General features: G+C 58.1%; 24 protein-coding genes and 1 riboswitch. Of the genes, 14 read left to right on the top strand and 10 right to left on the bottom strand.

Going from position 1 to position 26,978, the window contains the following annotated elements; translation table 11 throughout:
- Nucleotides 1-21: 21 nt before the first annotated feature.
- A complete protein-coding gene (locus tag RZ517_RS15165) occupies nucleotides 22-417 on the top strand; it encodes a VOC family protein (RefSeq protein ID WP_338549000.1) in 396 nt (131 codons plus the stop codon).
- Between the two features lie 15 nt (nucleotides 418-432).
- On the opposite strand, the gene RZ517_RS15160 is transcribed toward RZ517_RS15165, so the two are convergent.
- A complete protein-coding gene (locus RZ517_RS15160) occupies nucleotides 433-2,316 on the bottom strand; it encodes an acyl-CoA synthetase (protein ID WP_338548999.1) in 1,884 nt (627 codons plus the stop codon).
- Nucleotides 2,317-2,446: 130 nt separating this feature from the next.
- Complete coding sequence (locus RZ517_RS15155; RefSeq protein WP_338548998.1) at nucleotides 2,447-3,034, bottom strand: TetR/AcrR family transcriptional regulator; 588 nt, start codon at nucleotides 3,032-3,034, stop codon at nucleotides 2,447-2,449.
- Nucleotides 3,035-3,111: 77 nt separating this feature from the next.
- On the opposite strand from RZ517_RS15155, the gene RZ517_RS15150 reads away from it, so the two are divergent.
- Nucleotides 3,112-3,693: an NAD(P)H-dependent oxidoreductase gene (locus tag RZ517_RS15150; RefSeq protein WP_338548997.1), complete on the top strand. Its 582-nt coding sequence runs from the start codon at nucleotides 3,112-3,114 to the stop codon at nucleotides 3,691-3,693.
- 23 nt (nucleotides 3,694-3,716) lie between these two features.
- Nucleotides 3,717-4,082 (top strand): DUF1772 domain-containing protein, encoded by a 366-nt coding sequence (locus RZ517_RS15145; protein WP_338548996.1) that lies wholly within the window; start codon nucleotides 3,717-3,719, stop codon nucleotides 4,080-4,082.
- 192 nt (nucleotides 4,083-4,274) lie between these two features.
- Here RZ517_RS15145 and RZ517_RS15140 read toward each other — a convergent pair whose 3' ends face one another.
- Entirely contained in the window at nucleotides 4,275-5,840 is a 1,566-nt protein-coding gene (locus tag RZ517_RS15140) for a 2-isopropylmalate synthase (RefSeq protein WP_338548995.1), read from the bottom strand.
- Between the two features lie 263 nt (nucleotides 5,841-6,103).
- Between RZ517_RS15140 and RZ517_RS15135 the strand changes: the two genes are divergently transcribed.
- Both RZ517_RS15135 and RZ517_RS15130 read left to right on the top strand, forming a co-directional pair.
- Nucleotides 6,104-6,769: an SDR family NAD(P)-dependent oxidoreductase gene (locus RZ517_RS15135; RefSeq protein WP_338548994.1), complete on the top strand. Its 666-nt coding sequence runs from the start codon at nucleotides 6,104-6,106 to the stop codon at nucleotides 6,767-6,769.
- Nucleotides 6,763-8,292, top strand: coding sequence for a cryptochrome/photolyase family protein (locus RZ517_RS15130; RefSeq protein ID WP_338548993.1), 1,530 nt, complete (start codon nucleotides 6,763-6,765; stop codon nucleotides 8,290-8,292). Before RZ517_RS15135 ends, RZ517_RS15130 begins: the two co-directional genes overlap by 7 nt.
- Here RZ517_RS15130 and RZ517_RS15125 read toward each other — a convergent pair.
- Nucleotides 8,289-9,713: an MORN repeat-containing protein gene (locus RZ517_RS15125; protein WP_338551178.1), complete on the bottom strand. Its 1,425-nt coding sequence runs from the start codon at nucleotides 9,711-9,713 to the stop codon at nucleotides 8,289-8,291. The two genes, RZ517_RS15130 and RZ517_RS15125, sit on opposite strands and share 4 nt — an antisense overlap.
- Nucleotides 9,714-9,912: 199 nt before the next feature.
- Between RZ517_RS15125 and RZ517_RS15120 the strand changes: the two genes are divergently transcribed.
- On the top strand, nucleotides 9,913-11,571 hold the full coding sequence (locus tag RZ517_RS15120; protein WP_338548992.1) for an NAD+ synthase: 1,659 nt from the start codon (nucleotides 9,913-9,915) through the stop codon (nucleotides 11,569-11,571).
- 1 nt (nucleotide 11,572) lies between these two features.
- Nucleotides 11,573-12,055: a hypothetical protein gene (locus RZ517_RS15115; protein WP_338548991.1), complete on the top strand. Its 483-nt coding sequence runs from the start codon at nucleotides 11,573-11,575 to the stop codon at nucleotides 12,053-12,055.
- 10 nt (nucleotides 12,056-12,065) lie between these two features.
- Here the strand turns inward: RZ517_RS15115 and RZ517_RS15110 are convergent, their stop codons facing one another.
- Together RZ517_RS15110 and RZ517_RS15105 are read right to left on the bottom strand one after the other, a co-directional pair.
- The gene (locus tag RZ517_RS15110) at nucleotides 12,066-12,359 is read right to left on the bottom strand and encodes a hypothetical protein (protein WP_338548990.1); all 294 of its coding nucleotides are present in this window, start codon (nucleotides 12,357-12,359) and stop codon (nucleotides 12,066-12,068) included.
- A 107-nt stretch (nucleotides 12,360-12,466) separates the two neighbouring features.
- Nucleotides 12,467-13,378: an MBL fold metallo-hydrolase gene (locus RZ517_RS15105; RefSeq protein ID WP_338548989.1), complete on the bottom strand. Its 912-nt coding sequence runs from the start codon at nucleotides 13,376-13,378 to the stop codon at nucleotides 12,467-12,469.
- A gap of 96 nt (nucleotides 13,379-13,474) precedes the next feature.
- On the opposite strand from RZ517_RS15105, the gene RZ517_RS15100 reads away from it, so the two are divergent.
- From RZ517_RS15100 to gltX, 3 genes are all read left to right on the top strand, one after another.
- Entirely contained in the window at nucleotides 13,475-13,903 is a 429-nt protein-coding gene (locus RZ517_RS15100; RefSeq protein ID WP_338548988.1) for a DUF1801 domain-containing protein, read from the top strand.
- Between the two features lie 40 nt (nucleotides 13,904-13,943).
- Nucleotides 13,944-15,272, top strand: a complete 1,329-nt coding sequence (locus RZ517_RS15095; protein WP_338548987.1) for an MFS transporter — start codon at nucleotides 13,944-13,946, stop codon at nucleotides 15,270-15,272.
- A 64-nt stretch (nucleotides 15,273-15,336) separates the two neighbouring features.
- Nucleotides 15,337-16,662, top strand: coding sequence for a glutamate--tRNA ligase (gene gltX / locus RZ517_RS15090; RefSeq protein ID WP_338548986.1), 1,326 nt, complete (start codon nucleotides 15,337-15,339; stop codon nucleotides 16,660-16,662).
- Here the strand turns inward: gltX and RZ517_RS15085 are convergent.
- Complete coding sequence (locus RZ517_RS15085; RefSeq protein WP_338548985.1) at nucleotides 16,643-17,233, bottom strand: gamma-glutamylcyclotransferase family protein; 591 nt, start codon at nucleotides 17,231-17,233, stop codon at nucleotides 16,643-16,645. The genes gltX and RZ517_RS15085 overlap by 20 nt on opposite strands.
- Before the next feature lie 140 nt (nucleotides 17,234-17,373).
- A riboswitch (glycine riboswitch) is annotated at nucleotides 17,374-17,459 on the top strand.
- A gap of 161 nt (nucleotides 17,460-17,620) precedes the next feature.
- Here RZ517_RS15085 and gcvT point away from each other — a divergent pair.
- The 3 genes from gcvT to gcvP all read left to right on the top strand — a co-directional run bounded on the left by gcvT (nucleotide 17,621) and on the right by gcvP (nucleotide 22,082).
- Nucleotides 17,621-18,745, top strand: a complete 1,125-nt coding sequence (gene gcvT / locus RZ517_RS15080; RefSeq protein WP_338548984.1) for a glycine cleavage system aminomethyltransferase GcvT — start codon at nucleotides 17,621-17,623, stop codon at nucleotides 18,743-18,745.
- Between the two features lie 18 nt (nucleotides 18,746-18,763).
- A complete protein-coding gene (gcvH, locus tag RZ517_RS15075; RefSeq protein ID WP_317057171.1) occupies nucleotides 18,764-19,123 on the top strand; it encodes a glycine cleavage system protein GcvH in 360 nt (119 codons plus the stop codon).
- 109 nt (nucleotides 19,124-19,232) lie between these two features.
- Nucleotides 19,233-22,082 carry an aminomethyl-transferring glycine dehydrogenase gene (gene gcvP, locus RZ517_RS15070; RefSeq protein WP_338548983.1) on the top strand — a complete coding sequence of 950 codons (2,850 nt, stop codon included), beginning with the start codon at nucleotides 19,233-19,235 and terminating at the stop codon, nucleotides 22,080-22,082.
- Nucleotide 22,083: 1 nt separating this feature from the next.
- On the opposite strand, the gene RZ517_RS15065 is transcribed toward gcvP, so the two are convergent.
- The 3 genes from RZ517_RS15065 to RZ517_RS15055 form a co-directional block, all read right to left on the bottom strand.
- Nucleotides 22,084-22,959, bottom strand: coding sequence for an inositol monophosphatase family protein (locus RZ517_RS15065; protein ID WP_338548982.1), 876 nt, complete (start codon nucleotides 22,957-22,959; stop codon nucleotides 22,084-22,086).
- Between the two features lie 98 nt (nucleotides 22,960-23,057).
- Nucleotides 23,058-25,574 carry an ABC transporter permease gene (locus tag RZ517_RS15060; protein WP_338548981.1) on the bottom strand — a complete coding sequence of 839 codons (2,517 nt, stop codon included), beginning with the start codon at nucleotides 25,572-25,574 and terminating at the stop codon, nucleotides 23,058-23,060.
- Complete coding sequence (locus RZ517_RS15055; protein ID WP_338548980.1) at nucleotides 25,571-26,266, bottom strand: ABC transporter ATP-binding protein; 696 nt, start codon at nucleotides 26,264-26,266, stop codon at nucleotides 25,571-25,573. Before RZ517_RS15055 ends, RZ517_RS15060 begins: the two co-directional genes overlap by 4 nt.
- Here RZ517_RS15055 and RZ517_RS15050 point away from each other — a divergent pair.
- Nucleotides 26,265-26,939 carry an arylesterase gene (locus RZ517_RS15050; RefSeq protein ID WP_338548979.1) on the top strand — a complete coding sequence of 225 codons (675 nt, stop codon included), beginning with the start codon at nucleotides 26,265-26,267 and terminating at the stop codon, nucleotides 26,937-26,939. The genes RZ517_RS15055 and RZ517_RS15050 overlap by 2 nt on opposite strands.
- Nucleotides 26,940-26,978 lie beyond the last annotated feature (39 nt).

Genomic DNA, 26,978 nt, shown 5'->3' with positions numbered 1-26,978 from the left:
ACGCACAATTTGGAGAGACCGATGACCCAAGGAATTAATCACCTGGGGCTGGCTGTGCGTGACCTTGATGCCAGCGTTGCCTTTTTCACCGATGTTTTGGGATGGAGCGAAAGCGGCCGGGACGATAGTTATCCGCGCAGTGCGGTGAGTGATGGCACAAGCCGTTTGACGCTTTGGCAGGTGGCGCAGGATCCACCACCGCGCGCATTTGACCGGCGGCAAAACATCGGACTTCATCATCTCGCTTTGGAAGTGGCAACGCGTGCGGAGTTGGATGACTTGCATGCCCGGATCAGGGCCTATCCCGGTGCCACGGTTGAATTTGCACCTGAACCCATGGGGCAGGGCCCGCGCCATCATATGATGTTTGCGGAACCCGGTGGCATCAGGTTGGAGTTGGTCTGGCCCGGGGAATGATCCCCGGGTGTTGGCCTAGTCTGCCCATTCCCAAGGGCGGGTGAATTGCCCCAAGGTTTGTGACAGGGCGGCCTCATCCACATCACCCGATTTGGAAACTTTGGCGATCAGGCCGCGCTTTTTGTCGTCAGTGACTTCCGTTACCTGAGCTGCAATGCCCGCTTTGTCCAACTCGGCGTTATAGATACGCGTGATGGCGCGCTTGCGCAGATCAGGCTTGAAAACCTTGCCCACGGCCGTCTTGGGCAGCTCAGGCAGCACTTCGATATGCTTGGGGATCGCAGCACGCTCATGCACGTGCTTTTTGCAATGCTCTAGCAAGGTCTCGCCGTCCACGTCGCCCCCGTCGACCAACTCCACATAGGCGCAGGGGATTTCACCCGCATGGGCATCGGGCTGACCGATGGCCCCGGCCATGGCGACAGCACTATGCGCCATCAGCGCCTCTTCGATCTCAGCCGGGTCAATGTTGTGTCCGCCGCGAATGATCAGGTCCTTGGCGCGGCCTGTGATCCAGAGATATCCGTCTTCATCAATCCGGCCCAGATCTCCGGTGCGTAGATATTCGTTGTAGTGGTAGAGGTCGGCGTTCTTGGCCGCTTCGGTATAGGTGTTGCCGGAAAAGACTCCAGGGTTTGAAATACAGATTTCACCGATCTGGTCCGGCTCGCATTCCATGGGGCCGTTGTCGGTGGCGGTAATGATCTTCACATCCGTATGCGGGAACGGCACGCCGACCGAGCCAACTTTCTTTTCGCCCGTGGGCGGGTTGCAGGACACAAGGCATGTCGCCTCCGTCAACCCGTACCCTTCGATGACGGCCATGCCGGTGGCGGATTCAAACCGTTTGAACAACTCCATTGGCATGGGGGCCGATCCGGAAAACGCGTTCTTCACGGTCGAGACATCCGCATCGACCTTGCGCTGCATGAGCGCGGCAACCGCTGTGGGCACGGTGATGACAAAGGTGGTTTTCCAGCGCTCGCAGAGCTTCCAGAAATTATCAAAAACCCCATCACCGCGATAGCCAGCAGGCGTGGGGAAGACCACATGCGCACCGGATTTGATCATCGCCATGAGGATCACGTGGCAGGCAAAGACATGGAACAGCGGCAATGGACACATCACACTGTCGTTTTCGGTAAAGAGCAGGCGGTGACCAAGCCACCCGTTATAAACCATGCCGGAATAACGGTGCTGTGCGACCTTGGGCATTCCGGTGGTCCCGCCGGTGTGAAAGTAAGCCGCAACACGATCTCCCGCGCTGTCTTCAAAGCTGAGCGTTTTGGGTTGCCTGGCCATTTCGGCGTTGAAGTTCTTGAGGTCTGCGTGATGGTTGGCCGGGTTCTTGGGGCGGATCAGTGGCACGATCCAGCTTTTGGGGGGCGTCAGATACCGGTTCATGTCCACTTCGAGCACGGTATGCACGTTCGGAGCATGGCGCACGGCCTCGGCCGTTTTCTGGGCGATGTCCGTTTTGGGGAAGGCGCGCAGGGTGACAACGACCTTGGCGTTTGTCTCACGCAGGATTGCTCCGATCTGTTCTGGTTCCAGAAGCGGGTTAACGGGGTTGGCAATGCCAGCAACCATGGCACCGATCGTGGCAATCGCGGTTTCAAGTGTATTGGGCATGACCAAAGCGACGACATCGTTTTCGCCGATCTTCAGGCTGCGAAAAAGGTTTGCCGCTTGCGCGACCTGATCGTGAAACTGCTGCCATGTGAGCGTTTCGGCCTTGTCGGTCGGCCCTGACATGATCTGATAGCTGATCGCTGGGCGGTTCGGAAATGCCCCGGTTGTTTCGGCGAGCATTTTGTAAACCGTTTTGGGAACGTCGCGCTCGTCCCATGGCTTTTCGTTCTCAATGTCCAGCACATCCTGGCGCGTGGCAAATGTCATCTCTTGTGTCCTCCCAAACGGCAGCGTGTCGTGACGCTGCTGGCCTCCCATCGCGCTAACATGATCAGGTTTGCGCGATGGCGCAAGTTTGACGCTGCGTTTTGATGTATTTGACAGCAGGTTTTCATCGTCACGGTATGATCAATATGTGCCGACACAAAATACGAAGGTGCGAGATGTAGGCCGCTTGCGACCAGCCACAGTCCTTCGTCAGTTGCTCCCAGGTTGAGATAGACAGAAGCGTCCAGAGTATGTCTGTCGCTTCGTTGACGGTCAGGCTCTTGGTCAGCGCCCCGTCTCGCTTCAGCGCTTCAACTGCGGCCGCACAACCCTCGCGCATGTCGCCCATGCGTTCGGACCATGCCTGCGCTGCGTCCTCATCGGTTTCTTTCATCACCATCAGGGTTTTGGCCACGGCGTAGATTTTGGGGATGTAGTCGCCCCAGGCTCTGACAAACGCGTCGAGTCGGTCACGGCCGGTCTTTGCGACCCGGCTCTCGGCGAGCAAATCATCGACGCCAAACTGCGCGTCCTGATAACGCGTCGTGGCGATGAAAAGCTCGGTCCGGTTGGGGAAGTGCAGGTAAAGCGCCTGCCGGCTGACACCTGCTTTCTTGGCGATATCTGACATGCGCGCGGCCACGCCCGGATTGGAATCAAGCAATTTCCAAGCGGCTTTGAGGATGCGAATGCGGGTTGGATTCTTTTCTATTGACACTGTGTAAAGTTCCTCCTATTTACACAGTGTCAATTTACACAGTGTCAAGTCAACGTCTAAAACAAGGAGTAAGCAAAATGACCCGTAAAATCTTCATCTGGGTGGCCAATCCAAAACCTGGCTCGCTCTGTTCTGGTTTGGCCGATGCGTATCAATCAGGTGCAGCGGCAAAAGGGGCCGAGATCCGGCGCATGGATCTGGCAGATATGCAGTTTGAGCCGCATTTTGAGGGGTATGGTCCGGACGCCCCGGAACTGGAGCCTGATCTTGTCTCATGGCAAGAAAACGTGGCCTGGGCCGATCACATTCTGGTCGTGCATCCCTATTGGTGGGGCGCGATGCCAACGACAGCCAAGGCCGTTCTTGATCGCGCGCTGACCTCCGGGTTTGCCTATAAGTACCACCGCCGCGGCATAAAGTGGGACAAGCTTTTGTTGGGCCGAACCGCTGATGCGTTCATCACATCGGATACGCCGCCGCTGCTTGACACGCTTCTCTACCGCAGCCCGGGTCGTCGGGTTCTTCGCAACCAGGTCTTCAAGTTTTGCGGAATCAAGCCTCGGGCGATCCTGCAATTTGGCTCAGTCAAGCTGGCCGCGCCGGAGAAGATCAACGGCTGGCTCAGCCGTGCTGAAACCCTGGGCCGCAGTGCCGCATAACCCGCACTATCAGGAGACCTCAAATGACCTCTTTCATCACAGTCACCGTCTACGCTCTGGCCGCTTTGATCCTGGCGCTCATCGCGGGTGTGTTTCTTTCGTTTTCGGATTTTATCATGCGCTCGCTTTGCGCGGCTACTCCGACCAGCGGCATCGAGGCCATGCAACAGATCAACCGCAAGGTCTATTCCTCGGTCTTTCTGGTGTGGCTCTTGGGCATGGCTCCCGTCGCCACATTGCTGTCGCTTTACGCCTTTGTTTTTGTCGAAGGACCAGCGAAAGCGTGGTGGATCGCCGGGGGCGCTCTCTATGTGATCGGCACCTTTCTTGTGACGGTGCTGGGAAACGTGCCGATGAACAAACGGCTCGACCCGATTACGCCTGACTGAGCCACGGCGCATAGCTATTGGGACACATACGCGACCTACTGGACGCTCTGGAACCATGTACGCACGGTTGCGTCCGCGCTTGCTGCGACCTGCCTCTTTGCCGGGTGCCTGCTTTATGTTTGAGACCCGCGAGGCAAAAAACGGGCCTTTTGCAGATCACGCAAAAGGCCCGTTTCTTTTAATCAAGACGGATCAGGATACGTCTTTGTAGCTGATTTCGCGCTGATCTTGACCAACCTTGTCACGGCGCACCAGCAGGCGGTTGAGCGCATTGATATATGCTTTGGCAGACGCCACGACGGTGTCGGTGTCCGCTGACTGCCCGGTGGCAATATTCCCATCTTCCTCAAGTCGAACAGACACAGTGGCCTGCGCATCGGTGCCTTCGGTGACGGCATGCACCTGATAGAGTGACAGATGCGCGGTGTTGGGATGCAATTCGCGCACCGCTTTGAAGGTCGCATCTACGGGTCCATCGCCTTGTTGTGAGGCTGATTTTTCAACGCCATCGATGGTCATGACCATCTCGGACTCGGCCTGTCCGCTGGTCCCGCAAACAACACGCAGCGATTTCAGAACAAGCCGGTCGTCCTCGGCATTCTCTCCCGCGGTGACAAGAGCGATGAGGTCATCATCAAAGACTTCCTTCTTGCGGTCGGCCAGTTCCTTGAACCGCACAAAGACATCGTTGAGCTGATTGTCGGCCAGTTCAATCCCCAGATCGCTCAGTTTCGAGCGCAGGGCGGCGCGGCCCGAATGTTTGCCCATGACGATGTTGGTCTCGGTCAGGCCCACATCCTCGGGGCGCATGATCTCAAAGGTTTCAGCGTTTTTGAGCATACCATCCTGATGAATGCCGCTTTCATGGGCAAAGGCGTTTTTGCCAACGATGGCCTTGTTGAACTGCACGTTGAAGCCACTGACAGTGGCGACACGGCGGCTGATATGCATCAGCTTGGTGGCATCGATTTCAGTATAGAAGGGCATGATGTCGCTGCGCACTTTCATGGCCATCACGACCTCTTCCAGTGCCGTATTGCCAGCCCGTTCGCCCAGACCGTTGATCGTGCATTCGATCTGACGCGCGCCGCCCGCGACAGCGGCCAGTGCATTCGCTGTCGCCATGCCAAGGTCATTGTGGCAATGGGTGGCGAACACGACCTCGTCGGCACCTGGCACCTCTTCGATCAAACGTCGGATCAGATCGGCACTTTCCACTGGCGCAGTGTAGCCCACCGTATCGGGAATGTTGATCGTTGTAGCCCCTGCTTTGATGGCGATCTCAACCACACGAGCGAGGTAATCCCACTCAGTGCGCGTGGCATCCATCGGAGACCATTGCACGTTGTCGCACAGGTTGCGGGCATGGGTGACAGTGTCGTGGATCTTATCCGCCATTTCATCCTGCGTCAGGTTAGGGATCGCCCGGTGCAGGGGCGAGGTGCCGATGAAGGTGTGGATGCGTGGGCGTTTGGCGTGCTGCACAGCCTCCCAACACCGGTCGATATCCTTGAAATTCGCGCGTGCCAGCCCGCAGATCACCGAATTCTTGGTGTTTTTGGCAATCTCGCTGACCGCGTTGAAATCGCCCTCAGAGGCAATGGGAAAGCCCGCTTCGATGATATCAACGCCCATCTCATCCAGAAGCCCGGCTATTTCCAGCTTTTCGGCGTGTGTCATGGTTGCGCCGGGACTCTGTTCGCCGTCGCGCAGCGTGGTGTCAAAAATGACAACTCTGTCTTTGTCTGTGTTGGTCATGATGTATCTCTTTGTTTTCCTAAGCCTTTGGCGCGATCAGGCATCCTCTGAGCGGTCGCGCCGGGTCAGGGCACGCTCAGAGGCGGCTTAGGAGTAGCAGGTCGGAAACGCAACCCAAGGATGGGCACGTGTATTCCCTAACGATATGATCCTGCATCAACATGATCGGGATTATAAGACCGGAGAAAGCGTTAGAAAACCCTGAATCTTGTGTAAGCCGCCAGACCTTGATCTGCGGCGAGACCCGGCTAGCTGCGCAAAGCATGGAAACGGCATTGATCATCGGCGCTTCGGGCGGCATCGGGAGCGCTTTGGTGCGCACACTTGAGAAGCGTGAGGTTAAAGTGACGTCGCTGTCGCGAAGCGCGGACGGCCTGGATGTGACAGATGAGGCATCCGTCAAAGCGCATCTTGGAGCATTGAGCGGGCCATTCGACCTGATTTTTGTTGCAACCGGTGCGCTGGAGCTGAATGGGCGAGGGCCGGAGAAAGCTTTGAAAGAGATCAGGCCGGAAGTGATGCTTGAGCAGTTTCGGTTGAATTGCATGGGGCCTGCGCTTGTGCTGAAAGAGGCGGCACGGCTCTTGCCACGTGATTGTAGGACGGTTTTCGCGGCTCTGTCGGCTCGGGTCGGCAGCATCGGCGACAATCATTTGGGCGGCTGGTACAGCTATCGGACGGCCAAGGCAGCTCTCAACCAGATGATCCGTGGCGCTTCGATTGAGCTGAAGCGGACGCATAGACAATCCATCTGTGTGGCGCTGCATCCCGGCACAGTCGCGACGCTGCTTACATCGAAATATGCGGGTGGACGAGAATCCCACACTCCCGACGCGGCGGCACGTGATTTGCTTGGCGTTTTAGGCAACTTGGAGCCCAAGGATACCGGATCGTTCTTTGACTGGTCTGGAAAGCCGGTGCCATGGTGAAACGACTGGTTCTTGTTCTGGGCGATCAGCTTAGCGAAGGTCTCTCTGCTTTGCGCGAGGCGGATAAGGCTACAGACCTCATCGTGATGGCAGAAGTTGCAGATGAGACGGCCTATGTCAGGCATCATCCCAAGAAGATTGCCCTCATTTTTTCGGCAATGCGCCATTTTGCAGGGACACTTCGGCAAAATGGTTGGCAGGTTGCCTATGCGAAACTGGATAACCCTGACACATCGCCCTCGATTGTCGGAGAGCTTTTGCGCCGCGCGGAAGGTCATGGCGCGTCTGAAGTTATCGCAACGCGACCCGGAGAGTGGCGGCTGATCGAGGCGTTAGAGGCGGCACCGCTGACCGTAACGCTGTTGCCAGATGATCGGTTCGTGTCGTCCCTGGAAGAGTTCAATACATGGGCCGAGGGGCGCAAGCAGCTTCGGATGGAATATTTCTATCGCGACATGCGCCGCAAAACCGGCCTTATGATGGAGGGTGATCAGCCGGCAGGCGGGAAATGGAACTACGACCACGACAACCGTAAACCCGCGTCAGACGATCTTTTCCGTTCAGGACCGCTTGGTTTTGAGCCGGACGAGATCACCCGTGAGGTGCTTGATCTGGTCGAAACGCGTTTTGGTGAGAATTTCGGGTCTCTGCGCCCGTTTTGGTTTGCCGTAACCCGAGAGCAGGCGCTCAAGGCGCTTGATCACTTCGCGACGCATCTTCTGGCAGGGTTCGGGGATTTTCAGGATGCGATGCTGCAAGGGGACCGGTTTTTGCATCATTCCGTGTTGTCGCCTTACCTCAACATCGGACTTTTGAGCCCCTTAGAGATTTGCAAGCGGGTTAAGGAAGAATGGAAGGCCGGGCACGTGCCCATCAATGCGGCTGAAGGGTTTATCCGGCAAATCATTGGCTGGCGCGAATATGTGCGCGGCATTTATTTCCGTGAGGGACCAGACTACCCGACGCGCAATGCGTTGGGACACACCCGCGATCTGCCCTGGATGTATTGGGGTGGCGAAACGGGCATGAATTGCATGGCGCATGCAGTTGGCCAAACCCGCGAAGAGGCGTATGCCCATCATATCCAACGTCTTATGGTCACAGGGAATTTCGCGCTTCTGGCTGGGATTGACCCACATCAGATGCATGAATGGTATCTGTCGGTCTATGCAGATGCATTCGAATGGGTTGAAGCGCCAAATACGGTGGGCATGAGCCAGTTTGCCGATGACGGGATCATCGCCTCGAAGCCGTATGTCAGCTCCGGCAACTACATCGACCGGATGTCGGATTATTGCAAATCCTGTGCCTATTCCGTGAAGGAAAAAACCGGGGAGCAGGCATGCCCCTTCAACCTGCTCTACTGGGATTTCCTGATCCGACACCGCGAGCGGTTTTCCAACAACCCCCGCATGGGTCAGATGTACCGCACATGGGATCGTATGGATGAAGAACGCAGGGATGCGGTATTGGAAGGGGCTGCGCGCATCCTTACAAGTTTGGATGGAGGTGAACTTGTTTAGTTCGCAGTGCTGTCCACTTCGCTTTCGGTCTCAGCCTCAAGCGCTTCGTCGCCCACAGAAGACGTTGTTTGCGCCTCCAGCGCGCCGTCAGACCATGTGCCTGTGGCTTCCTCACCTGACGCATAGCGCATGGTGCCTTCGCCCTGGCGTTTGCCGCTGGCGAACATGCCTTCGTAGATGTCTCCGTTGGTATAGGTCGCCACGCCGCGGCCTGTGATTTCGCCGTTTTGCCACTCACCTTGATAGGTAAACCCATCGGCCATAACGATTTTTCCCGTGCCCTGACGTTGGCCGCCGACGAACTCACCCTCGTAGGTCGAGCCATCGGCGTAGGTTGCTTTGCCCATCCCGTGGCGCTGTCCATTGCGCCACTCGCCCTCGTAGCGGTAGCCATCGGGATAGGTCATGATACCTTGCCCGTGGTTCTTGGCATTGAGGAACTCGCCTTCGTAGACAAGACCATTGGGGTAGGTGGATTTCCCGCGCCCCTCGATGACGCCGCCGGACCATTGGCCTTCGTATGTGGCTCCGTCAGGATAGGTCACTTTGCCCTGACCATTGGCCAGGTCATCGCGGAATTCTCCAGCGTAAACAGACCCATCGGGATAGACGACTTCGCCTTGCCCGGAGATTTTGCCTGCCACCCAGCTTCCGGTGTAGCGGTAGCCGTCAGAGCCAGTGAACACGCCTTGCCCGTGGCGGCGGTCATCGGCGAAGTCGCCTTCGTAGATGTCACCATTGTTATATACGACCTTGCCCGTGCCTTCGCGTCGGCCCGCAACAAGCTGACCTTCATAGACATCGCCATTAGGCTGGACCAGTTTGCCGGAGCCGTTGATTTGCCCTGCGGCCCAAAGCCCTTCGTAGATCAGGCCGTCTGGCATGGTGAGTTTGCCTTGCCCGTCGCGCGCCCCACGCTTGACCTCACCGTCATAGATCGCGCCATCGGGATAGGTGATCTTGGCGCGGCCTTCCTTGATGCCGTTCACCCAGTCGCCATCATAGATATAGCCGCCGGGGCTCAGCATCTTGCCGCGTCCATTGTGCATGGCGTTGCGAAATCCACCCTCATAGCGCACGCCATTGGCGTAGATCGCTACACCATCGCCGCTGATCTTGCCATCTTGCCAGGTGCCTTCGTAGGTGCCGCCATCCGAGAATACGATCTTGCCAAGACCTTCGGGTTTGCCCTTGGCAAACTGGCCTTCATAGACAGAACCATTGGGGAACCGTGCAACACCTTCGCCTAAAATTTCGCCTTCGACCCACTCGCCGGAATACTCATAGCCGTTAGGCAATGTGTAGGTGCCGGTGCCGTGCTGAAGCCCGTTCAGGAACGTGCCTTCGTATATGCCACCATCATCATATTGCTTGGTCTGCACCGTTCCGGATTGTGCAAAGCCGGGGGTGCCGAGACCCATCGCAGCGCCAATTACGATGGCACCAAATGTCAAAGAAGTTTTTGCGTGCTGCATTACCTGCCCCCGAAGCCCCCTGAGCGCGTGGTGGGGAACTTAGAGGACGCCTTCCAAGCTGACAACGGCTTTTCGGGGTTTCGGCTTTCCCTTGCGCACCGTTCTGCTAAATCAGGGAACATCGCAGTATCAGAGTACACCCGGCATGGCAGACCGTTTTCGCATCACCCTTGCTCAGCTCAACCCGACCGTGGGTGATCTGGATGGCAATGCCGCGCTGGCCGAGAAGGCGTGGCAAGCTGGCAAAGAGGCCGAGGCCGATCTTGTGGCTTTGCCCGAGATGTTTGTCACCGGTTACAACACCCAGGACCTGATCATGAAGCCAGCCTTTCACAAGGCGGCGATGGCGAAAATCGATGAGCTGGCAGAGGCTTGTGCGGATGGGCCGACATTGGCCATCGGCGGTCCTTGGGCAGAGGATGACAAGCTTTACAACGCGTATCATATCCTGCGCGGTGGTCGGGCTGTAACCCGGGTTCTCAAACATCACTTGCCCAATGAGACGGTGTTTGACGAGGTGCGCATCTATGACGCTGCGCCTGTGGGCGGACCTTATGCTGTGGGTAACGTGCGTGTGGGCAGCCCGATCTGCGAAGACAGCTGGCATGAGGACGTGCCCGAAACCCTCGCCGAGACCGGGGCGGAGTTTCTGCTCGTGCCCAATGGTTCACCTTATTACCGAGGAAAGATGGAGGTGCGCCATCAACTCATGGTCAAGCGCGTTGTCGAGACGGGATTGCCGCTGATTTACCTCAATCTGGTTGGAGGGCAGGATGATCAGGTGTTTGACGGGGGCACATTTGCACTTAATCCTGGTGGAGCGCTCGCGCTTCAGATGCCGATGCTGCGCGAAGAGATTGCGCATATCGATCTGACACGCGGTGACGAGGGATGGCGGATCGAGCAAGGACCGCTGGCCAAACTGCCGGATACATTGGAAACTGATTATCACGCGATGGTTTGGGCGCTGCGCGACTACATGCGCAAAACCGGGTTCAAGAAGGTGCTGCTGGGCCTGTCCGGTGGCGTCGACAGCGCGATTGTGGCGACGATTGCCGCCGATGCCTTGGGGCCGGAGAATGTGCGCTGTGTGATGTTGCCTTCGGAGTATACGTCGCAATCCTCGCTTGATGATGCCAAGGCCTGTGCTGAGGCGCTGGGATGCCGGTACGATTTTGTTCCCATAGCTGAGGGACGTGCGGCCATCACCAACACATTGGCACCGCTCTTTGAGGGCACTGAGCCTGATGTAACTGAGGAAAACATTCAGTCCCGGTTGCGCGGATTGCTCCTCATGGCGCTGAGCAACAAGTTTGGCGAGATGCTTTTGACAACGGGCAACAAGTCCGAAGTGGCTGTTGGGTATGCTACGATTTATGGTGATATGTCAGGCGGTTACAATCCAATTAAGGATCTCTATAAGACCCGCGTTTTCGACATTTGTCGTTGGCGAAATGCCAATCACCGCGATTGGATGATGGGGCCGTCCGGTGCGGTGATCCCCGACAATATCATCCAGAAGCCGCCCTCTGCCGAGTTGCGAGAAGATCAAAAGGACAGCGACTCGTTGCCGGATTACCCAACTTTGGATGGCATTCTCGACATCCTCTTGGATCAGGACGGCTCCATCGAGGACTGCCTGGCGGCAGGATACACGCGCGAGGACGCCAAGCGGGTCGAGCATCTGCTCTATATATCTGAGTATAAACGCTATCAGTCCGCACCGGGCGCGCGCTTGTCCAAGCGAGCCTTCTGGCTGGATCGGCGCTATCCGATTGTGAACCGCTGGCGCGATGACGGATGACGTGATCCGACTGCCCCTCAACCGGGCGCGGTTGGGGTTTATCGCAGGGGGGTGTTTCCTGCCGGTGTTGATCCTGCTTCCCTTCGTGTTGGCGCTGGGATTTGAGATTTCATCAGAGATGCTCGGCCTTTGGGGACTTATCGCAGTATTTGCGACGCTGTCGTTCTGCATTGCAGGTATAGCGCTTTTCACGCCGCATGGTTTGCGGTTGGACGCGCATGGGATGTCTGGCTACTACGCGCCTGCGCCCTTCAAATGGAGCGACATTGCCGAAATCGAGCTTGTGACATCCAACAAGAACAAGCTCATTGGCCTGCGGTTGCATAATCGTGATGCGTATTGGGACGCGCTCACACCACGGCAGCGGTTGTTTCGCCTCGGGCAACCCGCGCCGTTTCACGCCTCAATCCCGATTGCGCCATTTCAAGCGACCGAAACAGAGCTCTTGGCTCTGCTTCGACGTTATTGGTGGCGCTACAGGTAGGTCATTCAGATCAAAATTTGAAAAACTTGCTGAATTTCAAGCGTTTTTTAAAGCGGCTGCGCCTATGAGGGCGATAGCCGTGGGTATGGCCGTATTTATTGTGGTGGCCGTAACGGCGGCGGCGTTGTGCGCTGTGATGTTTTTTACCGCTCTTGTGAAACCCATGTTTGCCTCCGTGCGCATGCTTGAAGGAGTTGGCCTCAGCCGGCTCGGCTGTGGCCATCACAATTGCGGTTGCGGGAATTGCGGCAAGGGCGGCGGTTAAAAAGCCCCGTCGAGAGAGTGTCGTCTCTTGCTGTGACATGTTGGTCTCCTATGCGTTTGTCTGCTTAGGAGGTGGTGGCGATTTATGATCCGCTCAAATCACGCTTGCGCGGTCATGGCGTGAGCGGTGCGTGACATGCCGGATGTTCACAGCATCAGCTGATAGCTCGAAGGCACGTATTCAAACCCGTCGCCTTTTGCCTCGACAAAGCCCGTACCTGGCCACGGCATGTGATAGCCGACAAACGGCATTTTGTCGGCGGCCAGCATGCCCAAGAGCTTTCTCCGCGTGGCAGCGGCGGCGGCTTTGTCCATGTCAAACTTCACCTCCCAATCGGGATGGGCGAGGGACCATACATAGTGATTGGCGAAATCCGCGGCGATCATCAGGGATTTGCCATCACTCTCCACCACATGCACCATGTGCCCCGGCGTGTGGCCGAACGCAGCCATTGCGGTATGCCCGGAAAACGCGCTTGCATTATCGTCGATCATCGTCGTTTTCTCTGCAAGCGGGCGCATGTTGCTTTCAAAGCGATCATTTTCCGCCTTGGCCCAGGCGTCAAACTCGACCGCCCCGGTGACGTATCTCGCGTTGGCAAAGGTCGGTCCGCTTTCACTCATTAGACCACCGATGTGATCGCCGTGCATATGCGTGATGACAACAACGTCGATCATGTCTGAGGCATATCCCGCAGCCTCAAGCGCCTTGTTCGTGCCTTCCGGGTTCAACCCGGTGTCAAACAGAACCAGATCGGACCCGCTGTTCACGACCGTTGGCGTGAAGAAGAACTGTGCCACATCTGTTGGGATAAGAGCTTCAGCCGACACCGCTTCGAACTCTTCAGCAGACACATTCAGCCCGAAAATTGTGTGCGGGTCGGGCCGCGCCGTTGTTCCGACCAACAGGGTTGTAACCTCGAACTGTCCCAATACGAACCGGTTGTAGAGGGGCGTTGAGGCGCCCAGCATCGGAGCTTCGGCCCAGGCAGGCAAAGACAGGGCAGGCAAAGCTGCGGCAGAGGTCAAAAGCGAACGGCGCGAGATGGGATGGGTCATGAAGCTCTCCTATGCTATGATGATGAAACTAGCGCCTTTTCCCGATGATGCAGCCGCCGTCACAAGAAGTTGACAGAAGGCGGCCAGGTTTCGCCGATGACCCAGAACAAGACCCAAGCCACACAGCAATCCGTTGCCGATTTTGTGACAAACGTGGAGCCAGAGCGACGTCGGAAAGATGCTGAGACGCTCGTGCCTTTTTTTCGTGATGTTACCGGGTTTGAGCCGGTGATGTGGGGGTCGTCCATCATCGGATATGGGCGGTATCACTATGTCTATGCCTCTGGCAGGGAAGGGGATTTCCTGGCCACGGGCTTCAGTCCTCGGAAATCAGCACTGAGCATCTACATCATGCCGGGATATACAGACTTCGGGAACGTTTTGGAACGACTCGGCAAACATAAGATCGGAAAATCCTGTCTTTACATCAACAAGTTGGATGACGTGGACATGAATGTTCTGGCCGAGCTTGTGCATGCCGGGCTAGCGGATCTGGCAACCCGTTGGACCGTCCACCCAAGCTGAGGTGTTGGCCCCGGAGGTTTGACGCCTTAGGTTTCACGGCGTGATACAAGTTTTAAGACATCCAACATTTGCCGCACTCTTTACCGCGCAGGTGGCAGCGCTTCTGGGCACCGGGCTTCTGACCATAGCGTTGGGGCTTTTGGCTTATGATCTGGCGGAAGGGCGTGCCGGTGCGGTTCTTGGTACGGCCCTGACGATCAAGATGGTGGCCTATGTCGGGTTGTCTCCTGTCGCTCAAGCGCTCGTTCAGCATTTGCCGCGCCGCGCGGTCCTGATCACTGCTGATCTGGTCCGTGCCGCTGTTGCCCTTTGTTTGCCGTTTGTCACCGAGATCTGGCAGATTTATACTTTGATCTTCGTGTTACAAGCCGCGTCAGCCACGTTTACGCCCGCCTTCCAAGCTACAATTCCTGATGTTTTGCCGGACGAGGAAGAGTACACGCGCGCGCTGTCTTTATCGAGGCTGGCTTATGACATCGAAAACCTGGCGAGTCCGGCCTTGGCGGGCCTGCTTTTGACAGTAATGAGCTATAATTGGCTGTTTCTGGGAACAGTGGCGGGTTTTGTGACCTCTGCTCTGCTGATCTGGCGCGCGCAGGTGCCGGTTGCTCCGAACCACACGGCACATAAACCTTTCTCAGAGCGCCTTACACGTGGAATTCGCATCTATCTCGCCACGCCCCGGTTACGGGGACTCTTGGCGCTCAATATGACAGCTGCGGCCGCAAGCGCCTTTGTTCTGGTGAATACCGTTGTTCTGGTTCGAAGTTACATGGGCGGGACTGAAAGCGACCTGGCGCTGGCTCTGGGAGCCTATGGCGCGGGGTCCATGGCGATGGCGCTGGCTCTGCCACGGGTACTGGACGCGGTGCGCGATCGCCCTGTCATGATCACGGGCGCCTTTGGATTGGCTGCGATCGCCGGGTTGCTTGGGGTTTTGATCCTCCAAGGCCTGTCTTGGACATGGCTTTTGATCGGGTGGGCCAGTCTGGGCGCGCTCTATTCCGCCGTCCTGACACCGTCGGGTCGCTTGTTGCGCCGCTCGGCTCATGCCGAAGACCGCCCTGCCGTTTTTGCCGCGCAGTTTGCGCTGAGCCACGCCTGTTGGTTGTTTACCTATCCGATGGCGGGGTGGGCTGGCGCTGTTTGGGGCCTTGGCCCGACCTTTCTTTTTCTGGCCACCGTTGGACTATTGTCCGCCCTTCTGGCCCTTCGAGTTTGGCCTTCTGGCACGCCTGATGTCGTACCGCATGATCATCCCGACCTGCCGCCAGATCATCCCCATTTGCGCGCGCATCGGAACGGCAGGCGTCATGCGCATGCCTTTGTGATTGATGATGAACATCGCGTTTGGCCGACCAACGGGTGAGCCACCGCAAATTCTGGACAAATCCGACCGCCTGTGACATGTCCCGCGCGAATAGGAGACGTTCATGATCACGACCCGTTTTGCACCTTCGCCCACTGGTTATCTGCATGTCGGCAACCTTCGGACAGCCGTGATGAATTACCTCATCGCGCGCAAATCCGGGGGCAATTTCATCCTGCGTATCGACGACACGGATCCGGAGCGCTCGAAAGAGGAATATGTCGATGCGATCAAGGAAGATCTTGAGTGGCTTGGATTGCACTGGGATCGGCTGGAGCGTCAGTCGCAGCGGCTTGATCGTTACGCTGAGGCGGCCGACAAGCTGCGCGAGGCGGGGCGCTTTTACGAGGCGTTTGAGACACCGACGGATCTGGACCTCAAGCGCAAGAAGCAGCTCAATATGGGCAACCCGCCGGTGTATGACCGTGCAGCGTTGTCGCTTTCGGAGGCCGAGAAAGACGCATTGCGCGCCGAGCGTGGTGATGGCGTGTGGCGATTTAAACTCGATCACGCGCGGATCGAATGGGTGGATGGCATCCTTGGCGACATCTCAATTGATGCAGCCAGCGTGTCGGATCCGGTTTTGATCCGTGGCGATGGGCAGGTGCTCTACACGCTGGCCTCGGTCGTGGATGATACGGAGATGGGTGTCACACATGTGGTGCGTGGCTCGGATCACGTAACCAACACAGCCACACAAATTCAAATCATCGAAGCCCTGGGCGGAACATGCCCTGACTTTGCGCATCACTCGCTGCTGACCGGGCCGCAGGGCGAGTCGCTTTCAAAACGTCTGGGCACGCTTTCTTTGCGGGATTTGCGGGCGCAAGGTATTGAACCTATGGCGCTTTTGTCGCTGATGGCACGTCTTGGATCATCCGATCCGGTTGATCTTCGCTCGGAGATGAATGAACTGATTGATGGGTTTGACATCGGGCATTTCGGGGCGGCTCCGACGAAATTTGATGCCGAAGACTTGCTGCCTTTAACAGCGCATCATTTGCAGTCACTGCCATATGAGGCCGTGTCTGACAGCGTGACTGCACTCGGCGTACCCAGCGACAAGGCCGAGCAGTTCTGGCAGGTGGCGAAAGAGAACATCAACACGTTGCACGATCTGGAAGCCTGGTGGGTGCTGTTCCGCGACGGCGCAGACCCCGTCATCGAAGACGAAGATAGGGAATTCGTGGCTCAAGCGATGTCGATGCTGCCCGACGGGCCTTATGACGCCGAGAGCTGGGGCAAGTGGACATCTGCGGTCAAAGAGGCCACAGGCCGAAAAGGCCGCGGATTGTTTATGCCATTGCGCAAGGCGCTCACCGGACAGTCACATGGCCCGGATATGAGCCAGGTTCTGCCGCTGTTGCAGGTTATTCGTGCCAAGGGCTGAGGCTTTTCATCGGGTCTCGAATGGCTCCGACGCGGGCAAGCATGTCATCGACAAGCATGTATTCGTCCGCTGACAGCGACTGATGTCGCGGATAAACCGGGGCATCGCGATCATCCACCACTGGGGCGTCCCAACCCCCCGTAGTGTCAAAAAACCGCTGAACGCCTGCCTCGCCGAAATTGTGAAGGTAGCCCTGCACAACCACGTCTATGTAACTGAGCAGAACAGGGCTTTGCCGATCCGGGGTTCCATGACGGCCATCTTCAATTGCGTAGACCACGATTGCGGGCATGGCGGGTAGGGGGTGAGACACCTGATGTGCCGCATCAACACGGGCATAGGCGCGTTCACGTTCATCCAATGCCTCCCAATCCCCATGCGGCACTTCGGCGATCAAACCGTCGATTTCTGCCTCAGAATCAGGCACCACGGTGAGGTAAGCCGCCTGCCGCATCTTGGTTTTGCGCCACATGCGCCGCCAGCCTTTGAGTTGCGCTGGATGCGCTTCCGCAAAGCTGTGTGTGGCTGTATTCACCAGACTGCCATAGCCAAAGAAGTATCCACCGCTCACGTGTATCTCGCTTTCATCATATTGTTTTGCATGGCTATTTACGCTCTCGCGGTCAACCCTTTCTAACAGGATCGCAGGGTTTTGACGTGGCTTCGTCGCTTGGTGCTTGTCGCGACTCAGGTCGTATACTATGGTCGACCGCGATTGGATCGGGAGAACCGGCTTTGCCGGTGCCGAAGGAGCAACCGCCCCGGAAACTCTCAGGCACAAGGACCGTTCGATCACAACACTCTGGAGAGACCTCGGATCAAGTCCCGAGGCGCCGAAGGGATAGCGATCTCAGGCGAAAGGACAGAGGGGGCATCAGACGCGCCGCGCGGCGTGGACCACTGATGCCGGTTGCTTTGCGAGACAGACCCCGGCTCGAACGAGAAGAGGACCTGTGCCTTGGCAGAGCTGAAAGAGACCCCGCTGACGCAGTTGCACCGCGAATTGGGTGCCAAGATGACCGGTTTTGCAGGCTATGACATGCCGCTGCAATTCGCGCTTGGCGTCATGAAGGAACATCAGCACACACGCGCTAAGGCAGGGCTCTTTGACGTGAGCCATATGGGTCAGGTGATCGTGCGCCATGCATCAGGTTACGGGGGCGCGGCGCAGGCCTTGGAAAGTCTGGTGCCAGTTGACCTCATGAGCTTGGGTGAAAAACGTCAACGTTACGGGTTTTTCACCAATGCAGAGGGCGGCATCCTGGATGATCTGATGCTGACAAACCGGGGCGATCATTTGTTTGTGGTGGTCAACGCGGCCTGCAAGGATGCGGATATCGCTCACATGAAGGCAGGGCTGCCCGATTGCGATGTCGTGGAAGTAACAGACAGAGCCCTGCTGGCGTTGCAGGGCCCAGCCGCAGTAGAGGCGCTGGCACCCATTGCAGGTGGGTGCGAGATTATGAAGTTTCTGGATACGGGCATCTTCACATCCGATTTCGGGGAGCTGTGGATCTCGCGGTCTGGCTATACGGGTGAAGATGGGTACGAGATTTCCGTATCTGCAGATCAGGCCGAGGCATTTGCACGCGCTCTATTGGCGCATGACGCGGTCGAGCCTATTGGTCTGGGCGCGCGTGACAGCCTGCGGCTGGAGGCGGGGCTGTGCCTTTATGGTCAGGATATTGATACGTCGACGACACCGGTTGAGGCCGGTTTGACCTGGGCCATTCAGAAATCCCGGCGCGCCGAGGGCAAACGCGAGGCCGGATTTCCCGGAGCGGACGTCATTCTGGATCAGATCAGCAATGGGGTGCCCCGCTGCCGAGTTGGATTGCGCCCCGAAGGACGCGCGCCGATGCGTCAGGGCACCGCTCTTTTCGGGTCCGAAGACGCCGAGACGCCGATTGGACAGGTGACCTCTGGCGCATTTGGCCCCACAATCGAAGCGCCGATGTCGATGGGCTATGTCGCGGCCAGCCATACGGCGCCGGACACCCAGCTTTTCGGTGAGGTGCGCGGCAAACGCATGGCGGTAAAGGTCGCCTCGATGCCCTTTACTCCCGCTAATTTCAAACGCTGAAGACCAAGGAGAGAGCCTATGAAATTCACAGAAGAACATGAGTGGTTGCAGGATGATGATGGTGTCGTGACCGTTGGCATCACAGATCATGCCGCCGAACAGCTGGGCGATATCGTATTTGTCGAGTTGCCGGAGGTCGGCACCGAGGTGACCAAAGATGAAGAGGTAGTCGTGATTGAAAGCGTCAAAGCCGCCTCAGACATTCTGGCCCCGATCGACGGCGAGATTGTCGAGGTGAACGAGGCGATTGTGGATGAGCCAAGCAAGGTCAATGAGGATCCGATGGGGGATGGGTGGTTCTTCAAGGTGAAACCGAGCGATCCTGGTCAGATGGCCGATTATATGGATGAGGCGGGATATAAGAGCTTTATCGGCTGACTTTCGCTCCGGGAAAAATCTTGCAAAGATTTTTACGCCTCCGGCGGGAGTATTTTGAGAACGATGAAAGACAGCGTGGTGCCACTGATTTTCGCAATGGGAGAAAGACATGGCGTTTAAACCGATTGACTATTTGCCGTATGATTTTGCCAATCGCAGGCATATTGGCCCCTCGCCTGAGGAAATGGACGAGATGCTGTCAACGCTTGGAGTTGACACGTTGGATCAGTTGATCGACGAGACGGTTCCAGCGTCGATCCGCCAGAAGTCGAAGCTGGATTTTGGCAAACCGAAATCTGAGCGTGAGTTGATGCACCATATGCGTGTCACGGCGGCGAAGAACAAGGTTTTGGTGAGCATGATCGGGCAGGGCTATCACGGCACGGTCACGCCCCCGGCGATTCAACGCAATATTCTGGAAAACCCAGCCTGGTATACAGCATATACCCCCTATCAGCCTGAGATCAGTCAGGGCCGGCTTGAGGCGCTGTTGAATTTCCAGACGATGATTTCGGATCTCACGGGGCTGGAGATTGCCAATGCCTCGCTACTGGATGAGGCCACGGCCTGTGCAGAGGCCATGACCATGGCGCAGCGGGTGGCGAAATCCAAGGCCAATGCGTTTTTCGTGGACCGCGATTGCCACCCTCAGAATATCGCCGTGATCAAGACAAGGGCCGCGCCTTTGGGCATCAAGGTGATTGTCGGCAACCCCGATAAAATGGATGCAACCAAGGTCTTTGGCGCGCTGTTTCAATATCCCGGCAGCTATGGCCATGTGCGCGACTTCACAGATCATATCGCCAAGCTTCATGCTGAGAAGGCGGTGGGCATCGTCTCGGCTGATCCTCTGGCGCTGACGCTGTTGAAAGAACCCGGTGCGATGGGGGCGGATATTGCGGTGGGCAGCGCGCAGCGCTTTGGTGTGCCGATGGGCTATGGTGGCCCGCATGCGGCCTATATGGCCTGTCGCGATGCCTATAAGCGTGCGATGCCGGGCCGTATTGTCGGGGTGAGCATCGACAGCCATGGCAACCGCGCATATCGGCTGAGCCTGCAGACCCGAGAGCAACATATCCGGCGCGAAAAGGCCACGTCGAATGTCTGCACGGCGCAGGCTTTGCTGGCCGTGATGGCCTCGATGTATGCGGTGTTCCATGGGCCCAAGGGGCTCAAGGCGATTGCACAGCGGATTCACCGAAAAACCGTGCGGTTGGCGCGGGGGCTGGAAGAGGCGGGGTTCAAGGTCGATCCCAAATCGTTCTTTGACACAATTACGGTGGATGTGGGGCCGTTACAGGCGGCTGTGCTCAAGTCAGCGGTAGACGAAGGGCTGAACCTGCGCAAAGTCGGTGAGCGTCGGGTGGGTATCACGCTCGATGAGGCAACACGGCCCAAGAATATCGAAGCGGTCTGGCGGGCCTTTGGCATCCCGCGCCGCGACAACGACTTTAAGCCAGAGTACCGCGTGCCGGACAAGATGCACCGGCGGTCGGATTTCCTGACGCATCCGATTTTCCATATGAACCGGGCCGAAACCGAAATGATGCGTTACATGCGCCGTCTGGCGGACCGGGATCTGGCGTTGGACCGCGCAATGATCCCTTTGGGGTCATGTACGATGAAGCTCAATGCAGCCGCCGAGATGATGCCGGTGAGCTGGCGGGAGTTTTCGCGGCTGCATCCTTTCGCGCCTTTGGATCAGGCGCAGGGGTATCATGAGCTGATCAATGATCTGAGCGCCAAGCTCTGTGAGATTACTGGCTATGATGATATGTCGATGCAGCCCAATTCAGGTGCGCAGGGCGAGTATGCCGGGCTTCTGACGATTTCGGCCTATCACCGGGCCAATGGCGAGGGGCATCGCAACGTGTGCCTCATTCCGATGAGCGCACATGGCACCAATCCGGCCAGTGCGCAGATGGTGGGCTGGCAGGTGGTGCCGGTCAAATCCGCCGAAAATGGTGACATTGATCTGGAGGATTTCCGCGCCAAGGCAGAGCAGCACGCCGACAATCTTGCCGGGTGCATGATCACCTATCCGTCGACCCATGGGGTTTTTGAAGAGACCGTGATTGATGTGTGTAAGATCACGCATGAACATGGTGGGCAGGTCTATATCGATGGGGCCAATCTCAATGCGATGGTGGGTCTGTCGCGGCCCGGTGACCTAGGCGGCGATGTGAGCCACCTCAATCTGCACAAAACTTTCTGCATTCCGCATGGAGGCGGTGGCCCAGGCATGGGGCCGATCGGTGTGAAGGCACATCTCGCGCCACATTTGCCGGGGCATCCGAATGACGGTGGTGCCGAGGGGCCGGTGTCGGCGGCTCCGTATGGGTCTGCGTCGATCTTGCCGATCAGCTGGGCCTATATCCTGTTGATGGGAGGTGAGGGCCTGACGCAAGCAACACGGGTGGCGATCCTCAATGCCAACTACATCGCCAAACGTCTCGAAGGGGCTTACAGCGTGCTCTACAAGGGCGGGCAGGGCCGAGTGGCGCATGAATGTATCATCGACACGCGTCCCTTTGCGGAAAGCGCGGATGTCAGCGTAGATGATGTCGCTAAGCGCTTGATCGACAACGGCTTTCACGCGCCGACGATGAGCTGGCCTGTGGCAGGAACTCTGATGATCGAGCCGACCGAGTCAGAAACCAAAGCCGAGCTGGATCGGTTCTGCGATGCGATGCTCGCGATCCGGGCCGAGATTGCCGATATCGAAGAAGGACGCATTGATCGCGAGAACAACCCGATGCGCAATGCGCCTCACACGATGGAGGATCTGGTACGCGAATGGGATCGGCCCTACAGCCGCGAACAGGCCTGTTTTCCGCCGGGTGCGTTTCGCGTGGACAAATACTGGCCACCGGTCAACCGGGTCGACAATGTCTATGGCGACCGGCATCTCGTCTGCACGTGCCCACCGATGGAAGACTATGCGGAAGCGGCAGAGTAAGTCAGGCCTTGGCGTCGTCTAACAAGAACGCGAAATGATCGCGGAGCTTTTCCCAGGTCGCCTCGTTTGAGGCGGCCAGGATATAACCTTCGCTGACTGTAGCGGTGTAGTCGTCGCCATTCAGCATGCGCGCCACGCCGCCTGCACGTTGGCAAATCAGAATACCTGCGGCGTGGTCCCATGGATTCAAAGTGCCGGAGAGCAGGAAATCAGCGCCACCTCGTGCGATTACGCGATACTCATGGCAAGAGCATTGCAGAGACGTAGAGCGTCCCAGATCGGGCAGAGCGCGCGCCACGCTGGGTTTCGCCTCCTGCGGGAGGTAGTTGTAATGTGTGAAACCGGACAGGTCGCCAAGTTCGCCACCGTCTGAGACGGTGAGAAGGCGCGTTGTCCCAATGGCGCGCGTAAACTCGGCCTGACCGTCTTCCTCAGCGCTTATCCAGTCGTCGGCGAGCGGATCATAGAGCATCCCAAAGACCGGCTTGCCAAACCGAGTAACCGACAGGATCACGCCAAAAATACCCAGCCCGTGCGCAAAATTCCACGTGCCGTCGACCGGATCTAGGATGAAGGCCAGTTCCGCGTCGCCAATCTTGTTGCGCAGTTCTGGATCTGCGGTTGCGGCTTCTTCGCCCACCACAAGCGCATGAGGAAACATGGACTGAATGCCGCGCGCCAGCATGGCTTCTGCGGCGGTATCAGCTTCGGTCACAAGATCATGGCGGCCCGATTTGGTTGCCACATCACCAGAACCCAGATTGCGAAAGCGTGGCAGGATCTCGGCTTTGGCGGCGCGACGCACCAGGTTGATCAGGCTGGTTTTCTGCGCAGAACTCAAAGGTGATGTGAGCGGAATGGGCAAACTGTCTGCCATATTCGGTTCCATTGACGACTCCGTCCGGGCGGGTTTTGCATTGGCATCGCATTCGACCTGCCAAAAATCAAGAAGCTGTGGACGCACCGCGCGGTTTGCTACTCTTGCGCGCGCAACACCTGAGCCGGGCGGGAGGACATCGGACCAATGGCGAAGGCCAGCCCAGCCAAAAGGCTGATCAGTGCGCCGCCTAAAACGACACCCAGCCCGGAGGGCCAGTCAACCGCAAAGCTCGTTTCCATGATGTAGTGGCTGACAGCCCAGGCTCCGGAAAGGCCTGCTCCAAGTGCGACAATGCCTGCGGCTGCACCCAGAAGACTGGCGCGCAGGGTCAGGCCCCACAGGATGCGCGCGCGGCTGGCGCCAAGGGTTTTCAGGATCGCGGCCTCATAGCTGCGGGCACGCTGATCCGCGGCAGCGGCCCCGATGAGGACCAGAAAGCCGGTGAGGAGGGTCGCTGCGGCCCCCCATGCCGTGGCTGAGGCAAGACCGGCCAGCAGGTTGCTAACCTGGTCCACCGCATCCCGCACGGAGATGGCAGTGATGTTGGGAAACTGCTTGGTGAGGTCGCGTAGGATCGGTGTTTCTGACACCTCTTCGGCATACACCGTGGCGATATAGCTGTGCGGTGCATTGACCAAGGCGGCTTCGTTCATGATCATGATGAATCCCATGCCTGCGCTGGAAAAATCGACCTCGCGGAAGGACGTGATTTCCGCCGTCAGGTCCCGGCCAAGAATGTTGACCGTGACAGTGTCCCCAAGCTTCAGCCCCATCTCGGTACCTTCTTCGGCGGCAAAGCTGACTTGTGGTGTGCCGGTATAATCGTCTGCCCACCAAGTGCCATCTGTCAGGGTACTTCGCTTGGGCAGAGCGGCGGCGTAGCTGACACCTCTGTCGCCTTCGAGAACCCAGTGATCGCCTGCGGTCTCGGATGCTGGTTTGCCGTTGATTTGCGTGATGATCCCTCGCAGCATTGGAGCCGCGTCCACACGTGTGACGCCGTCGTCGGCCTCCAGCCTGGCCTCAAAGCCAGGCATCTGATCACGCTGAATATCGACAAAGAAATAGCTCGGCGCGCGCGTCGGCAGATCACGCGAGATGGCGTCGCGCAGGTTTCGGTCGATCTGTGCCACAGCAGCCAGCACGCTCAGCCCGAGGCCGAGTGACAAAACAACTGCGCTTGCCGTGCTGCCTGGGCCGGAGATCGCGGCCAAGGCCCAGCTCAGGGCCACGCGCCCGCGTGTTCTGGGGCGCAGAAAGCGGCTGAGTGCCCGGATCGCTTGACCGGCCAGCGCAAGAACCACAAGCGCGCCAGCGATGCCGCCTGCTGTCCACATTGTGAGCGCTGTGTTCCCGGAAAACCAACTGGCCAGCCATAGCAACAATGCGATCAGCGCGCCGATGGCCAATACGGTGAACATGCCGGGGTGCTGCAGGCTGTCGCTGCCGTCTCGATAGAGAGCCGCAGGGCGCACGTTTCGCGCGCGTGCGAGCGGCCAGAGCGTGAAGATGAGCACGGTCAGAACGCTGTAGGTTGCGGCCTCGATCATCGGCTTGGGGTAGGGTGCAAAGATCGCAGGCACGGGCAGGCGGGCCTCAAGAAGTGAGGCCAGCACGACGGGGGTCCCTACACCCAGTGCGAGCCCTGCGACGATGCCAATGGCCGCCAGAACGCTGACTTGTATGAGGTAAGTCAGGAAGATTGTGCGCTGATCGGCACCGAGTGTCCGCAGCACAGCAATCACCTTGGTTTTGCCTGCCAGATAGGCGCGCAAGGCGGCGGAAATGCCAACGCCGCCGACCGCCAAGCCAGATAGGCCGACAAGGATCAGGAAGGCACCCAAGCGGTCGACAAAAACAGCCACGCCCGGCGCGCCGTTGCGAGCATCGCTCCAACGCATGCCGCTGCCGTCCAGGGCCGATTCAGCTTGGGATGCAAGTGCCGAGAGGTCAGCATCGGGCAGCAAATCAAGCCGGTAATGCGTGGAAAAGAGCGTACCGGGCGCGAGCAGCCCGGAGCCTTCCAGTGCCTCCCGTTTGACGATACTGCGGGGGCCTAGCCCAAAGCCGGCTGTGCGCGTGTCAGGTTCGCGTTGGATCAGCGCGGTTAATTTGAACGCTGTCTCGCCCAGCCGCACGATGTCACCGGGTGCGAGCCCCAAGCGATCTGCCAGTGTGGGATGCATCACCACACCCGGGTTGGTGCCGTCCCCAGCCAAGGCCTCTGCCAGAGGCATGTCAGGCTCCAACGCCACCTGACCGATCAAAGGGTAAAGATCATCCACGGCCTTCACCTGTGTCAGGCTGCGGCTTTCGTCCTGTGCCACGGCCATGGATCGAAAGTCGGCAATCTCCGAGACGCGCGTGGCGACGCCGTCCATCCAGGCACGCTCAGCCTCAGTGGCAAAGCGGTAGGTCAGCTCTATTTCGGCATCTCCGCCCAAGAGTTGAGCACCCTCGGCGGCCAGCCCGCGCGCGATGCTTTCGCGCACCGTACCCACGGCGGCTATGGCGGCGACCCCGAGGATCACACAGGCCAGAAAGATGCGGAACCCGTGAAAGCCGCCGCGCATTTCGCGTGCGGCGAACCGGGCGGCGAGGGCGATGCTCATTCCGCGACGACCTTGTCAGAATAGGTTTCGATCTGACCGTCTCGCAAGGTAATTTGCCGCGCGCATTGGGCTGCCAATCCAGCGTCATGCGTCACCAGAACAAGCGTGGCTCCATGGCGTTTTTGCAGATCAAACAATAGGTTGACGATGTCGGCTCCGGTGTGGCTGTCCAGATTGCCCGTAGGTTCATCTGCAAAAAGGATGTCCGGCCGAGGAGCTGCGGCACGGGCAAGGGCGACGCGTTGCTGCTCGCCGCCGGAGAGTTGTGACGGGTAATGCCCCAAACGTTCGCCAAGGCCCACAGCCTGCAGTTCTTCTTCAGCTCGTGCAAAGGCATCCTTGCGCCCAGCCAGTTCAAGTGGCGTGGCCACGTTTTCCAATGCTGTCATGGTCGGGATCAGGTGAAAAGACTGAAACACCACGCCGATGTGATCACGCCGTAGGCGGGCCAAAGCGTCTTCACTCATTACGGAAAGATCATGCCCCAAGGCGTGCACGGACCCGCCTGTGGCGCGTTCCAGCCCGCCCATCAGCATCAAAAGCGAGGACTTGCCGGACCCGGACGGCCCCACGAGACTAAGCGTGTCGCCCCGGTGGACATCCAGCGAGATCGCGTCAAGTATCCGAACAAGACCTGCATTGCCCTCCAGCGCCAATGCAGCAGAGCGAAGCGACAACACGGGATCTGTCATGGGATTGCGCCTGTTTTTGAAAGGTTTTCTGACATATGGGGTGCGCGCGCTGCGCGGCAAGGCGTTGGCCTTTGTTTTGACGGGAGCCCCTGCCTGGGCGGAGCCTGTTACGGTTCTGGCCTTAGGGGACAGCCTGACCCAAGGGTATGGTTTGCCCGCTGAGAACGGGTTTGTTCCGAAGTTGCAGGATTGGCTGGTGGAACATGGGGACGAGGTGACGCTGATCAACGGAGGTGTCTCTGGCGATACCACAGCCGGTGGCGCAGCGCGGGTCGAGTGGAGCCTGACGCCGGAGGTGGACGCGATGATCGTGGCGCTGGGAGGCAACGACATGCTGCGTGGTATCGCACCTGAGGTTGCACGCACCAATCTGACAAGGATTCTGGAGGTGGCGGCGTCGCGTGATCTGCCTGTTTTGCTTGTAGGACTGCCCGCGCCCGGCAATTACGGGGTCCAGTACAAAGCCGCATTTGATGCTATCTACCCCGATCTCGCAGAGCAGTTTGATGTGCTTTATCTTCAAAGCTTTTTCACTGGCTTGGGGGAGGGCCAGCCGTCTGAGTTGCAAGAGTTCTTTCAGGCCGATGGCATCCACCCCAATGCTGAGGGTGTCGCGCAGATTGTTGAGGGGATGGGGCCCATCGTGCAAGAATTGATCGGCGAAATCGAGTAAGGATTAAACGTAAAAAAGGCCCCTGCGGGGCCTTTTCGT

This window comes from Roseovarius sp. S88, assembly GCF_037023735.1.
Taxonomy (GTDB): Bacteria; Pseudomonadota; Alphaproteobacteria; order Rhodobacterales; family Rhodobacteraceae; genus Roseovarius; species Roseovarius phycicola.
Note: the sequence above shows the minus strand (reverse complement) of the source record. Positions and strands in the feature narration are given on the sequence as shown.